Annotated in this window: 14 protein-coding genes and 1 other RNA gene; 13 read left to right on the forward strand and 2 right to left on the reverse strand. The window is 61.7% G+C overall.

Features of this window, described 5'->3' with window-relative positions; translation table 11 throughout:
- Positions 1 to 10: 10 nt before the first annotated feature.
- Both gap and tkt read right to left on the reverse strand, forming a co-directional pair.
- Positions 11 to 1,018, reverse strand: coding sequence for a type I glyceraldehyde-3-phosphate dehydrogenase (gene gap / locus ABJO61_RS01685; protein WP_348324853.1), 1,008 nt, complete (start codon positions 1,016 to 1,018; stop codon positions 11 to 13).
- A gap of 23 nt (positions 1,019 to 1,041) precedes the next feature.
- Positions 1,042 to 3,096: a transketolase gene (gene tkt / locus ABJO61_RS01690; RefSeq protein ID WP_348324855.1), complete on the reverse strand. Its 2,055-nt coding sequence runs from the start codon at positions 3,094 to 3,096 to the stop codon at positions 1,042 to 1,044.
- A 309-nt stretch (positions 3,097 to 3,405) separates the two neighbouring features.
- On the opposite strand from tkt, the gene ABJO61_RS01695 reads away from it, so the two are divergent.
- The 13 genes from ABJO61_RS01695 to tolR all read left to right on the forward strand — a co-directional run bounded on the left by ABJO61_RS01695 (position 3,406) and on the right by tolR (position 12,059).
- Complete coding sequence (locus ABJO61_RS01695) at positions 3,406 to 3,672, forward strand: DUF4164 family protein (RefSeq protein WP_348324857.1); 267 nt, start codon at positions 3,406 to 3,408, stop codon at positions 3,670 to 3,672.
- A 25-nt stretch (positions 3,673 to 3,697) separates the two neighbouring features.
- Complete coding sequence (gene zapA / locus ABJO61_RS01700) at positions 3,698 to 4,057, forward strand: cell division protein ZapA (protein WP_348324859.1); 360 nt, start codon at positions 3,698 to 3,700, stop codon at positions 4,055 to 4,057.
- Positions 4,058 to 4,138: 81 nt separating this feature from the next.
- Positions 4,139 to 4,295: non-coding RNA, 6S RNA (gene ssrS, locus ABJO61_RS01705), on the forward strand.
- Between the two features lie 18 nt (positions 4,296 to 4,313).
- A complete protein-coding gene (locus ABJO61_RS01710; RefSeq protein WP_348324861.1) occupies positions 4,314 to 4,904 on the forward strand; it encodes a 5-formyltetrahydrofolate cyclo-ligase in 591 nt (196 codons plus the stop codon).
- Between the two features lie 2 nt (positions 4,905 to 4,906).
- Positions 4,907 to 5,719, forward strand: a complete 813-nt coding sequence (locus ABJO61_RS01715) for a TIGR00282 family metallophosphoesterase (RefSeq protein WP_348324863.1) — start codon at positions 4,907 to 4,909, stop codon at positions 5,717 to 5,719.
- Positions 5,720 to 5,724: 5 nt separating this feature from the next.
- Entirely contained in the window at positions 5,725 to 6,750 is a 1,026-nt protein-coding gene (locus ABJO61_RS01720) for a glycosyltransferase (protein WP_348324865.1), read from the forward strand.
- 372 nt (positions 6,751 to 7,122) lie between these two features.
- Complete coding sequence (locus ABJO61_RS01725) at positions 7,123 to 7,869, forward strand: YebC/PmpR family DNA-binding transcriptional regulator (protein WP_348324867.1); 747 nt, start codon at positions 7,123 to 7,125, stop codon at positions 7,867 to 7,869.
- Positions 7,870 to 7,964: 95 nt separating this feature from the next.
- Positions 7,965 to 8,492, forward strand: coding sequence for a crossover junction endodeoxyribonuclease RuvC (gene ruvC / locus ABJO61_RS01730; protein ID WP_348324869.1), 528 nt, complete (start codon positions 7,965 to 7,967; stop codon positions 8,490 to 8,492).
- Complete coding sequence (gene ruvA, locus ABJO61_RS01735) at positions 8,489 to 9,106, forward strand: Holliday junction branch migration protein RuvA (protein WP_348324871.1); 618 nt, start codon at positions 8,489 to 8,491, stop codon at positions 9,104 to 9,106. Before ruvC ends, ruvA begins: the two co-directional genes overlap by 4 nt.
- Positions 9,103 to 10,152 carry a Holliday junction branch migration DNA helicase RuvB gene (ruvB, locus tag ABJO61_RS01740; RefSeq protein ID WP_348324873.1) on the forward strand — a complete coding sequence of 350 codons (1,050 nt, stop codon included), beginning with the start codon at positions 9,103 to 9,105 and terminating at the stop codon, positions 10,150 to 10,152. Before ruvA ends, ruvB begins: the two co-directional genes overlap by 4 nt.
- A complete protein-coding gene (locus ABJO61_RS01745) occupies positions 10,149 to 10,616 on the forward strand; it encodes a YbgC/FadM family acyl-CoA thioesterase (protein WP_348324875.1) in 468 nt (155 codons plus the stop codon). Before ruvB ends, ABJO61_RS01745 begins: the two co-directional genes overlap by 4 nt.
- 252 nt (positions 10,617 to 10,868) lie before the next feature.
- The gene (tolQ, locus tag ABJO61_RS01750) at positions 10,869 to 11,597 is read left to right on the forward strand and encodes a protein TolQ (protein WP_348324877.1); all 729 of its coding nucleotides are present in this window, start codon (positions 10,869 to 10,871) and stop codon (positions 11,595 to 11,597) included.
- 3 nt (positions 11,598 to 11,600) lie between these two features.
- Entirely contained in the window at positions 11,601 to 12,059 is a 459-nt protein-coding gene (tolR, locus tag ABJO61_RS01755; protein WP_348324878.1) for a protein TolR, read from the forward strand.
- The last annotated feature ends 9 nt before the right edge of the window (positions 12,060 to 12,068 follow it).

Here is a 12,068-nt window from a genome sequence, read left to right on the forward strand (position 1 = left end):
GCTGCTCCGTTCAGAGCAGCTTGCCCATGGCGACAGCCGTGTCGCCCATGCGGTTCGAGAAGCCCCACTCGTTGTCGTACCAGGACAGTACCCGCACAAGCTTGCCGTCGATCACCTGCGTCTGCGTCAGATCGAAGGTGGAAGAGGCGGGGTTGTGATTGAAGTCGATGGAAACATTCGGCTCGTTGGTCGTCGCAAGGACGCCCTTGAGCGGGCCTTTCGCGGCGGCAACGATCGCAGCGTTCACTTCCTCGGCGGTGGTCTTCTTCTTCGACGTGAAGACGAGGTCGATCACCGATACGTTCGGGGTCGGTACGCGGATCGAAGTGCCGTCCAGCTTGCCCTGCAGTTCCGGCAGCACGAGGCCGACGGCCTTGGCGGCACCGGTCGAGGTCGGGATCATGGAGACGCCTGCGGCGCGGGCGCGGCGCGGGTCTTTATGCAGCGTGTCGACCGTGTTCTGGTCGCCGGTATAAGCGTGGATCGTCGTCATGTAGCCCTGTTCGATGCCGCAGGCCTTGTGCAGCACCTGTGCCACCGGTGCGAGGCAGTTGGTCGTGCAGGAGGCATTCGAGACGATCTTGTGGCTCTTTTTCAGGGCGCTGTGGTTCACGCCGTAAACGACGGTGAGGTCCGAATCTTCGCCCGGCGCGGAAATCAGGACTTTTTTCGCTCCCGCAGTCAGATGCGCTGCGGCCTTGTCGCGCGCCGTGAAGAGGCCCGTGCATTCGAGAGCGATGTCGACGCCGAGATCTTCCCAGGGAAGCTTTGAGGGATCGCGTTCGGCGAGCACCTTGATCGGGCCGCGGCCGAGATCCATGGAGGATTTCGTCGTCTTGATCTTGCCGGGGAAGCGGCCGTGTACGCTGTCGTATTTCAGCAGGAGCGCATTGGCATCGACCGAGCCGAGGTCGTTGATGGCTACAACTTCGATATCCTTGCGGCCGGATTCCGCAATGGCGCGGAGCACAAGGCGTCCGATCCGACCAAATCCGTTAATCGCAACGCGCACTGCCATTTCCTTGTTCTCCTGAGCGTAAGTTAGGCTTTTTCTGCGAGACAGGCTTTCGCCGCGGCTACTGCCGCCTCGGGCGTGATGTTGAAGTGCTTATAGAGTTCCGGCGCAGGTGCGGAAGCACCAAAGCCGGTCATGCCGATGAAAGCACCATCGGGGCCTATGTAGCGGTCCCAGCCGAAGCGGACACCGGCCTCGATTGCAATCTTCACCGTGCCCTGACCGAGCATGTCGGCCTGGAAGTCCTTCGACTGTTGATCGAAAATGTCGAGGCAGGGCATGGACACAACGCGCGCGGGGATACCGTCGCGTTCGAGCAGTTTCTGCGCCGCGAGCGCGATTTCGATCTCCGAGCCGGTGGCGAGAAGCGACACTTCGGCCTTGGAGGAGGCGGGCGAGAGCTCATAGGCGCCACGGGCGCAGAGGTTCTTGTCCGAATTCTCGGTGCGAACCGCCGGAAGGTTCTGGCGTGAAAGGGCGAGGATCGACGGTGTTCCCTTCGCCTCCAGCGCGAGCTGCCAGCATTCAAGCGTTTCAACGGCGTCCGCCGGGCGGAAGACATTGAGGTTTGGCATGGCGCGGAGGCTGGCGAGGTGCTCGACCGGCTGATGCGTCGGCCCGTCTTCGCCAAGGCCGATGGAATCATGCGTCATGACATAGATGACGCGCTGCCCCATCAGTGCGGAGAGGCGGATCGCGGGCCGGCAGTAATCGGTGAAGACGAGGAAGGTGCCCGAATAGGGGATCAGACCCTTGTGGAGCGCGATGCCGTTCATCGCAGCCGCCATGCCGTGCTCGCGGATGCCCCAATGGATGAAGGAGCCTGAGAAATCTTCCGCCGAGACGGGTTTTTGTTCCTTCGAGCGCGTGTTGTTCGAGCCCGTCAGGTCCGCGGAACCGCCAATGGTTTCGGGCAACGCTGCGTTGATGACGTTGAGCGCCTCTTCGGAGGATTTACGTGTCGCCCATTTCGGCTGGTCGATGACGAGCTTTTCCTTGAAGGCCTCGACGGCCTTGGCGAGACCCGCGGGAAGGTCACCGGCGATCCTGCGCTCGAACTCAGTACGGGTTTCGGCAGGCAGGGCCGCGAGCTTTTCCTCCCAGGCCTTGCGCTGCTTGGTGTTGCGAAGCCCTGCAATGCGCCAGGCATCCAGTGTCTCGCTCGGCACGGTGAAAGGTTCCGCCTTCCAGTGCAGCGTTTCGCGGGCAAGCACGATTTCGTCGGCGCCGAGCGGCGAACCATGCGCCGAGGATTTGCCCTGCTTGTTGGGCGAGCCATAGCCGATCACGGTACGGCAGGCGATGAGCGTCGGCTTGTCGGACTTCTGTGCTTTTTCGATGGCAGCGGCGATTTCGTCCGGGTTGTGGCCGTCGATACGGCTCGCGTTCCAGCCCGCAGCCTCGAAACGCTGCAGGGCATCACCCGATTCCGAGAGCGAAAGCGCGCCGTCGATGGTGATTTCGTTGTCATCGTAGAGAACGATGAGCTTCGAAAGCTTCAGGTGGCCAGCAATGCTGATCGCCTCGTGGCTGATGCCTTCCATAAGGTCGCCGTCGGAGGCGATAACATATGTATGGTGATCGACGATATCATTGCCGAAGCGGGCTGCCTGCAGGCGTTCGGCGAGCGCCATGCCTACCGCTGTCGAGATTCCCTGACCGAGCGGGCCGGTTGTCGTCTCGATGCCTTCGGCGTGGCCGTATTCGGGATGGCCGGCGGTGATCGAACCAAGCTGGCGGAAATTCCTGATCTGCTCGATCGTCATGTCTTCGTAGCCGAGCAGGTAGTTCACCGCGTAGAGCAGCATCGAGCCATGGCCGGCCGAGAGCACGAAACGGTCGCGGTCCGGCCAGCCGGGCTGGCGCGGGTCGATCTTGAGAAACTTCGTGAAAAGGACGGTGGCGATATCGGCGGTGCCCATCGGCATGCCGGGATGGCCGCAATTTGCCTGCTGGACGGCGTCCATCGCCAGGGCGCGGATCGCGTTCGCCATCGCATCGTGTGAGGCGCCAGAGGATTTCTCGGCTCCGGCTGATGATTTCGCCTTTTCGGCGACGGCTGATTTTTCAGTTGGCGTCATGTGTCACTCTGTTGCCCAGCCGGGCGCTGAGCGGGCAGGAGATTGCGGATGTTCCGCGCCTTGGGAAACCCGCTCATTTGCTCGTATCGGGGGCTTAACTCGGGCCCTGCCGAGAGCGGCGCCACAATGACCACGGACCCCCCCTGAGTCAATGCCGGAATCCCCGTATCGGGCGCGATTCCACGCATATCGGATTGCCAAATCGCGTCGACATGTCACTGGCGGCGTTGACCTCATTTCGAAGCCCTGCCTATCTTGGCAAAAGAATGCTCCGGCTGCTTTGGCCAGAGCGGTCAGCCCGGGAAAGACATGAGCAAACTCGATTCGGCTGTAGAGCGCTTTTCAGGCGCACTGGACAGGCTGGAAGCGACCATAAACCGGCAGGTGCAACGCGCCCAGGCGGCGCGACGGTTGCAGGAAGAGGTGGATACGCTGACCGAAAGCCGTTCGGAGCTTGCCGAGGAGCTTGACCAGATCAAGGCCGAGGCGCGGCGTTTGAACGAACTCAATGAACGCGCCTCCGAAACGCTCGCAGATGCGATAGAAGGCATCAGGGAAGTTCTCGCCGAAGGCTGAGAAGACCCGCCAGAAAGGAAGTTTCATGGGACAGGTCAAAGTCTCGATCAATGATCGCTCCTACACGGTCGCCTGTGGGGACGGGGAGGAGGAGCATGTCCGGGAACTCGCGTCCTATATTAACAAGCATGTAACCGACCTTGCTCAGGAAGTCGGGCAGGTGGGTGATGCGAGGCTTCTGCTCATGGCCGGGCTCCTGATCGCGGACGAGCTTTCCGACGCGTTTCAGAAAAACAAGCTTCTGGAACAGGAAATCGAAAATCTCAGCGGATCGCGGGCTTCCGCGCTCGAACGCTCCCGGGAGGCCGAGGATTCGCTGGCCGATGTGATGGACGATGCGGCCCGCCGGATCGAGGATCTTGCCAAGCGGATCGAGGCAGCGTGACGTTCTGCCTCTGGCTTTTCAGGCTGGCCTGTCAGCTATTTAGCTTGACCGGAGACCGCCGTACCCCAGATAGAATAAAGTCGGGTACTGCCCGGTACGTTAGGAATAATTACTCTCGGGGCCTTACGCTCCTTGAGGGAGCTGTCCCTGGGGGAGACCGTGGTCTCCTTCACACGGCGCCCACCTACGTTAGTAGGTCTCCGAGGAACGACATTCCGACGGCCGTGGCGGTCCCACATCATGTTTCCGGTTTATCATGAGCGCCGAAGCGAAGCGGCGCGCCCGGGAACAGGCGCGGCTCAGACGGGACGCCGCCCATGCGGCGCTGGCGAAAACAGCGCCTGCGCTCATTGCTTCTCATTTTCTCCGGTCGGTTCCGCTCGCAGCAGGGGCCTGCGTGGCGGGCTATGCCCCCATCGGGAGCGAGCCCGATCCGGCGTTTCTTCTCGGTCAGCTTGCCGGGCGCGGTCATCCTTGTGTGTTGCCGCGTGTCGCCACGCGCAACAGGCCGCTCGTCTTCAATCTCTGGCAGCCGGGCGATGAACTGGTGCCCGGCGATCATGGCACACGCGAACCCCGGCCCGGAGCACCGGAGCGCCGGCCGGATGTCGTGCTGGTGCCGCTTCTCGCTTTTGATAGCGACGGGCGCCGCCTCGGATATGGTGGCGGCTATTATGACCGGACGTTCGAGCAGCTAAGACGAGCGGGGGGGCAGGTTCTGGCTGTCGGGGTTGCGTTTTCGGCGCAGGAAGCTCAAGACCTCCCCGAAGAGGAATTCGACGCCCGGCTCGACTGGATCGTGACGGAAAAAGGCGCAAGGGCGTTCGGCCCGCGTGCCGGAGGTTGAGTATGAGACTGCTGTTCATGGGCGATATTGTTGGGCGCAGCGGACGCGACGCGCTTGTCGCGGAGCTGCCAAACCTGCGCCGCGAGCTCGGCCTCGATTTCATTGTTGTGAACGGCGAAAACGCAGCAGGCGGTTTCGGCATCACGGGCGCAATCTGCGACGATATTTTCGATGCGGGCGCCGATGTCATCACGCTCGGCAATCATTCATGGGATCAGCGCGAGGCGCTGGTCCATATCGAGCGCGAGCCGCGTCTCGTAAGGCCCGCGAATTACCCTTCCGGCACGCCGGGGCGGGGCGCGGCACTGGTCGAGGGGACGACGGGTGCCCGGGTTCTCGTCGTCAATGCTCTTGGCCGTGTCTTCATGGAGGCGCTCGATTGTCCCTTCGAGGCAATCGACGAGCAGATTTCGGCTTGCCCGCTCGGCGAGGGAGCGGATGCCATTCTCGTCGACATGCATGCCGAGGCGACCTCGGAAAAGATGGCGATGGGGCATTACTGCGACGGGCGCGTGTCGCTCGTTGTCGGTACGCATAGCCATGTGCCGACCGCGGACGCGCAGATATTGCCGGGCGGGACCGCCTACCAGACCGATGCGGGCATGTGCGGCGACTACAACTCCGTCATCGGCATGGACAAGGACGAGCCATTGAACCGCTTTGTAACGCGCATTCCCAGCGGGCGTTTTCAGCCTGCGCTCGGGCCTGCGACGCTTTGCGGCGTCTTTGTCGAGACGGACAGTTCCGGTCTTGCGCGCCGTGTCGAGCCTGTGCGCATTGGCGGACGCCTTTCCCAGGTTCTGCCGGAGGTTTGAGCGTCATGCGGATCGTGCTTGCCGGGAATTTCAACGAGAAGCGCGCCGGCACGAATTTCTATGCAACGGTTCGCAAGTTTGCGAACGGGTTTGTGCGCAATGGCCATCAGGTGATGGGCTTCAGCGACCGCGATATCGCCCGCGAGGCGGGCAAATGGGGCATTGGCCGTGCGGGCAACCGCCACGCGAACAGGCGGCTCATTGAGCTTTGTTCCAATTTCCGGCCCGAGCTTCTCGTTCTTTTCCATGCCGACAAGATCGAGAACGACACGATACGAACCTTGCGCAGGATGCTGCCTGCGCTGCGTGTTTGCGTCATCAATATCGATGCGCTTTTTCTGGATGAAAATGTTGCGCGCATTCATCGCTTTGCCGAGGTTGCCGATACAACCTTCATCACGACGGCAGGCGAGCGCCTCGACGACTTCGTGACGCCAACCCATTCACTCGCCTTTATTCCCAATCCCGCCGACCCGTCCATCGAGACGCTGGAATGCTTTGCGGAAAGCGATCAGCCCGTCGATTTTCTTTGTGCGGTCGGGTCCGAAACATCGACATCGCCGCGCGGCCGGTTCCTCAAGGACATTGAGAAGCGTGTGCCCGAGGCGCGTTATGCGTTCTACGGTCTGGAGGAGCGTGCTGCCTTGCAGGGCATGGATTATTACGACGCCATTGCCGGTGCCCGGATGGGGCTCAACCTCAACCGGGAGGAGGGGTATCCCCTCTATTCTTCCGATCGTCTCGCGCAATATGCAGGGAACGGGCTCCTCGTCTTCGTGGCGCGCTCGACCGGCTATGACGAGATTTTCTCGGATGAGGAATTCGCCTTCTATCGCGATCTGGACGAACTCGCGGACAAGCTTCGGTATTTTCTGAAGAATGACGGCGAACGTCAGCGCATCGCGCGCAACGGGCATGAGCGGTATCACAGTTTTTTTAGTGAGTGCCTTGTCGCCCGATATGTTGTGGAGACGATGGAGGGCAGGCCTCTTTCAGGGCCCTATGCCTGGCCGACCGATATTCACAAATAGCGCCGTCAGACTTGTCCAGCGAAGAACCGCCCCGTCCGCTTCTGCCGGCCGAGGTGGGTGAGGCGGACAGGGGGACGAGGCGGTGCGCCTTCGCGTGCGTTGCGTTGGCTTAATCCGGCGCGGGCTGGGCGGGGCCACGAGCCGGTCTCTGGTATTGCCGCCAGCCTCTGGAGAAAGTTGGGCAAACCTCCCCTTCCGGCGACAGGAACAGCCTGCCCGGGAAACCTTAAACACACGTTAAGGGAGCATAAAAATATAAATAACACGTTATGCGTGTATACCGTTGTGCCGTCCGAAGTATGGATTTCGGCAGGTGTGACCTCTATAAAGGCGCAAATTTCAGCACTTGCTCGAAAGGTTTTCGGAGGCGGAATGGCCGGCCACTCACAATTCAAGAACATCATGTATCGCAAGGGCGCGCAGGATAAGAAGCGCGCCAAGCTCTTTGCCAAGCTTGCCAAGGAAATCACCGTGGCGGCGAAAATGGGTTTGGCAGATCCTGAATATAATCCACGCCTTCGCGCGGCAATTCAGGCGGCGCGCGCGGAAAACATGCCGAAAGACAATATCGAACGCGCGATCAAGAAGAGTACGGATCAGGGCGGCGAGAATTATGAGGAAGTCCGCTACGAGGGCTTTGGTGTGGGGGGTGTCGGTGTCATCGTTGAAACCCTGACTGACAATCGCAACCGGACGGCGGGCGAAGTACGCGCCATTTTCACCAAAAATGGCGGCAATCTCGGTGAAACGGGCGCCGTGTCTTTTGGTTTCGACCGCCTCGGCCTCGTCGAATATCCCGCGGATGTCGCGACCGCCGATGAAATGCTCGAAGCAGCGATCGAGGCTGGTGCGGACGATTGCCAGTCGGGTGAGGAGCTGCATGAGCTCTACTGCGCGCCGGATGCGTTGCATGAAGTATCCGGTGAGCTTGAGAAGAAATTCGGTGAACCGCGCAGCGGGCGTATCGTCTGGAAGCCGCAGAACACCATTGAGCTGGACGACGAAAAAGCCGAGACGATCCTCAAGATGCTCGAAGCGCTGGACGACAATGACGATGTGCAGCAGGTTTATGCGAACTTCGAGATGTCCGATTCGGTCCTGGAGAAGATGTCCGCCTGACGCCATCGAGCGCGAAGCGGCTTCCCGGCAGCGGGCATGAACCGGACGGTTCCGGCCTCGCCCGAGGCTGGCCCGGACACAAGGACTTTCCGCTCATGCCGGCATCGTTCAGATATCTCGGCATCGATCCCGGCCTCACCGCCACGGGATGGGGCATAATCTCCGTCCAGGGCTCGAAACTCGTCCATATCGCGAATGGCACAATCACCTCGAATGCGCGTCTCGGCATTGCGGAGCGGCTTGTCGAGATCGAGGCGGGGCTCGTTCGTATTGTCGATGAACATGGACCGGATGCCGCCGCCGTCGAGCAGGCCTTCGTCGCGCGTGATGCATCCGCTGCCTTGAAGCTCGGTCAGGCGCGTGCCATCGCGCTTCTGGTCGCCGCGCGGGCCGGGCTCGCGGTTGCCGAATACGCGCCCAATCATGTGAAGAAATCCGTCGTCGGAGCAGGCCATGCTGACAAGGCGCAGATAAGGCTCATGGTCGAGATGCTTTTGCCTGGTTCGAAAGCGGGGAGCGAACATGCCGCCGATGCGCTTGCCATCGCCATAGCGCATGCGCATTCGGGGGCCGCGAATGAAAGGCTCGCCGCTGCCGTTGCGCGGGCCGGGGCGGGCCGATGATCGGCAAGCTCAAAGGTATCGTTGATTCCACGGGCGAGGACTGGGTTGTCGTTGATGTTGGCGGTGTCGGCTATCACGTCACCTGTTCGCGCCGTACGTTGCAGAACCTCGCGGCGCCGGGTGGCGCAGTAACACTCTCCATCGAGACCAAGGTGAGCGACGACGCCATCCGCCTGATCGGATTCGAGACCGATAACGAGCGCGACTGGTTCCGTCTTTTGCTCGGTGTGCAGGGTGTGGGTACGAGGGTTGCGCTTGGTGTGCTGGGGACGCTTGCACCCGACGATCTTGCCCGTGCCATTGCGCTGGACGACAAGAAAGCGATTTCGGCGGCGCCCGGCGTTGGGGCGAAAGTTGCCGCGCGTATCGCAGCCGAGTTGAAAGACAAGGCGCCCGAAGGTGCATCGCTTGCCGCCGTTCTCGACGGGCAGGTCAATGGTGCGGCGGCACCCGTTTCTCCCGCTCCCATGCGCGATGCCGTCTCCGCCCTCGTGAATCTCGGCTATCCGCAAGCGCAAGCCACGGGCGCCGTGTCGGCGGCGGCGAAGACGCTTGAAGGTGCCGCGAGCACGGAGCAGCTCATCAGGCAGGGTCTGAAGGAGCTGGCGCGATGACGGAAAGGCTTGTCGGTGCGGCCAAGCGCGAGGAAGACGAGCTGGAGCGCACGCTTCGGCCGCAGCTTCTTGCCGACTTCACCGGACAGGCGCGCGCGCGTGAAAATCTTGCGGTCTTCATCGAGGCCGCGCGCAAGCGCGGCGAGGCGCTCGATCATGTTCTCTTCGCGGGACCGCCCGGTCTCGGCAAGACGACCCTGGCGCAGATCGTTGCGCGCGAACTGGGCGTCAATTTCCGTTCGACTTCCGGTCCGGTGATTTCCAAGGCAGGCGATCTCGCCGCGCTGCTCACCAATCTCGAACCGCGCGATGTTCTCTTCATCGATGAAATCCATCGCCTGTCGCCTGCGGTCGAGGAAATCCTCTATCCGGCGATGGAGGATTTTCAGCTCGACCTCATCATCGGCGAAGGGCCGGGCGCGCGTTCCGTGCGTATCGAGCTGGCGCCCTTCACGCTGGTCGGCGCGACAACGAGGACGGGCCTTCTGACAACGCCGCTGCGCGACCGCTTCGGCATTCCGGTACGGCTCAATTTCTACGAGATCGGCGAACTGGAAAGTATCGTCCGTCGCGGGGCCAGCGTTCTCGGTATTTCCATGACTGCCGATGGCGCACATGAGATCGCGCGCCGTGCGCGCGGTACGCCTCGTGTCGCCGGAAGGCTGCTTCGCCGTGTGCGGGACTTTGCAGCGGTCGAAGGCGTCACGAGCATCGATGCCAAGGCGGCGGACCGGGCGCTTCAGCGCCTTGAGGTCGATGAACTGGGGCTCGACGCGCTCGATCATCGTTATTTGCGTTGTATCGCAGTCAGTTTTTCTGGCGGGCCTGTCGGGGTCGAAACGATTGCCGCCTCGCTTTCCGAGCCACGCGATGCGATCGAGGAAATCATCGAGCCCTATCTTATCCAGCAGGGGCTGGTGAACCGTACGCCGCGAGGGCGCGTGCTGACGGCGGCGGCTTTCGCTCATATCGGGCTTTCCGTCCCCTCGGTTTCTCCTGCGGGTCAGCCGGGCCTTTTCGGTGCGGAGGGAGAGGGCGAGGCATGAGCGAGTGGCCCGATATTTCCGGCCGGATCGAGGGACAGGTCCACAAGTTGCCCGTCCGCGTCTATTATGAGGACACGGATTTCTCCGGCATCGTCTACCACGCGAATTATCTGCGGTTTGCCGAAAGGGGGCGCTCCGACTTCCTGCGGCTCGCCGGGGTCCACCATACAGACCTCTTCGATACCGAGGATCCCGTCGCCTTCGCCATTCATCGCATGGAAATGGATTTCCGTCAGCCTGCACGCATCGACGACCGGCTGGAGGTTCATACCGTCTATGTGCGGGCGAGCGGCGCGCGGATCAAGGCCGAGCAGTCGATCTGGCGTCTCGGGCCGGATAGTAAGCCGGTGGATGAATTATGGCGGGCGAAGGTCTTTGCAGCGGTTCTCGACAAGGAGGGCAGGCCACGCCGCCTCCCTGCGGCCGTGAAGGAGGCGCTGGCCCCTTATATCGGCCGGGCCTGATGCGGGTCGCCGAGCCTGCGGGCCTTCCTCCACTCTGTGACCGGGCCGCAACATTCGCCTGCTAACCTCTTGAGCAAGCGACTCGAATCCCGCCAGACGCCACGGTAATGACATAATTGAACGACTAACTTCAGCCGCAATTCGGGGGCACACATACGGCAGTAGGGCGCAACGGGCACAGCTCGACTGCGTAAGCTGCGTCTGTCATGTGCCGCTCCCTGCAATGAGCCCGAGAGCACGGAGAGGCACCGAATGGATCCCGTCACCACCACTCAGGTGATTACAGAAACGACAGCCGCTGACGCGGTCCCGCTGGATTTTTCCATCTGGGGCCTGTTCATGCGCGCCGACGTCATCGTCAAACTCGTGATGCTGGGGCTGTTCTTCGCCTCGATCTGGTCATGGGCGATCATTTTCGACAAGTGGTGGCGTTTTGCCCGCGTCGAGCGCCGCGCCGACCAGTTTGAACGCATCTTCTGGTCGGGCCGCTCGCTGGACGACCTCTATCAGGAGATGGGCCACCGCCCGCAGCATCCGCTTTCCGCTCTCTTCATCGCGGCCATGCGTGAATGGCGCCGCTCGCAAGATGTCGTGACGAGTTCCTTCGTCGGTCTGAAAGAGCGTGTCGACAAGGTCATGCAGGTCACGATCAGCCGGGAGATGATGGCGCTTGAAAGCCGCCTTCTCTTTTTGGCGACAGTTGGATCGGTTGCACCCTTCGTCGGTCTGTTCGGCACGGTCTGGGGCATCATGAACTCGTTCCAGTCCATCGCGATCAGCCGCGACACAAATCTTGCGGTCGTGGCACCGGGCATCGCCGAAGCGCTGTTTGCGACGGCGCTCGGCCTTGTCGCCGCCATTCCGGCGGTCATCGCCTATAACCGCTTCTCCAATCAGGTTTCGCGTATCGGCGGACGTATGGAGAGTTTCTCCGACGAGTTCTCCGCGATCCTGTCGCGCCAGCTCGACGAGCGGGGCTGATCAATGGCGATGTCGGTCGGGAACAAGAGCAAGGGCCGCGGACGCTATGCGCGTCAGCCCATGTCCGAAATCAACGTGACACCCGTCGTTGATGTGATGCTGGTGCTGCTCATCGTCTTCATGGTGGCGGCCCCGCTTCTCACCGTCGGTGTGCCGGTCGACCTGCCCAAGACGGAGGCGGCCCCGCTTTCGGGCGATACCGAGCCCTTGACGATCACGATCAACGGCAAGGGCGAGATCTTTGTGCAGGAAACGCTGACCGAGCCGGATGCTCTCGTGCCCCAGCTCACCGCGATTGCGGAGAACGGTTATGAGCAGCGCATTTTCGTGCGCGCGGACAACTCGATCAACTATGGCTCGGTCATGGATGTGATGGGCCGGTTGAGTGCTGCCGGTTTCTCCAAGGTTGGTCTCGTGACCGAGACCCAAACGTCGCCGGCGAAGAAGCCGGGTGCAAATTAAACGGCGAGA

Origin of the sequence: Parvibaculum sp., assembly GCF_039973015.1 — a bacterium.
In the GTDB taxonomy this organism is placed as follows: domain Bacteria; phylum Pseudomonadota; class Alphaproteobacteria; order Parvibaculales; family Parvibaculaceae; genus Parvibaculum.

Excerpts from the sequence above, each read along its gene's own strand:
- gap (WP_348324853.1), bottom strand. The coding sequence starts at position 1,018 with ATGGCAGTGCGCGTTGCGATTAACGGATTTGGTCGGATCGGACGCCTT.
- tkt (WP_348324855.1), bottom strand. The coding sequence starts at position 3,096 with ATGACGCCAACTGAAAAATCAGCCGTCGCCGAAAAGGCGAAATCATCA.
- ABJO61_RS01695 (WP_348324857.1), top strand. The coding sequence starts at position 3,406 with ATGAGCAAACTCGATTCGGCTGTAGAGCGCTTTTCAGGCGCACTGGAC.
- zapA (WP_348324859.1), top strand. The coding sequence starts at position 3,698 with ATGGGACAGGTCAAAGTCTCGATCAATGATCGCTCCTACACGGTCGCC.
- ABJO61_RS01710 (WP_348324861.1), top strand. The coding sequence starts at position 4,314 with ATGAGCGCCGAAGCGAAGCGGCGCGCCCGGGAACAGGCGCGGCTCAGA.
- ABJO61_RS01715 (WP_348324863.1), top strand. The coding sequence starts at position 4,907 with ATGAGACTGCTGTTCATGGGCGATATTGTTGGGCGCAGCGGACGCGAC.
- ABJO61_RS01720 (WP_348324865.1), top strand. The coding sequence starts at position 5,725 with ATGCGGATCGTGCTTGCCGGGAATTTCAACGAGAAGCGCGCCGGCACG.
- ABJO61_RS01725 (WP_348324867.1), top strand. The coding sequence starts at position 7,123 with ATGGCCGGCCACTCACAATTCAAGAACATCATGTATCGCAAGGGCGCG.
- ruvC (WP_348324869.1), top strand. The coding sequence starts at position 7,965 with ATGCCGGCATCGTTCAGATATCTCGGCATCGATCCCGGCCTCACCGCC.
- ruvA (WP_348324871.1), top strand. The coding sequence starts at position 8,489 with ATGATCGGCAAGCTCAAAGGTATCGTTGATTCCACGGGCGAGGACTGG.
- ruvB (WP_348324873.1), top strand. The coding sequence starts at position 9,103 with ATGACGGAAAGGCTTGTCGGTGCGGCCAAGCGCGAGGAAGACGAGCTG.
- ABJO61_RS01745 (WP_348324875.1), top strand. The coding sequence starts at position 10,149 with ATGAGCGAGTGGCCCGATATTTCCGGCCGGATCGAGGGACAGGTCCAC.
- tolQ (WP_348324877.1), top strand. The coding sequence starts at position 10,869 with ATGGATCCCGTCACCACCACTCAGGTGATTACAGAAACGACAGCCGCT.
- tolR (WP_348324878.1), top strand. The coding sequence starts at position 11,601 with ATGGCGATGTCGGTCGGGAACAAGAGCAAGGGCCGCGGACGCTATGCG.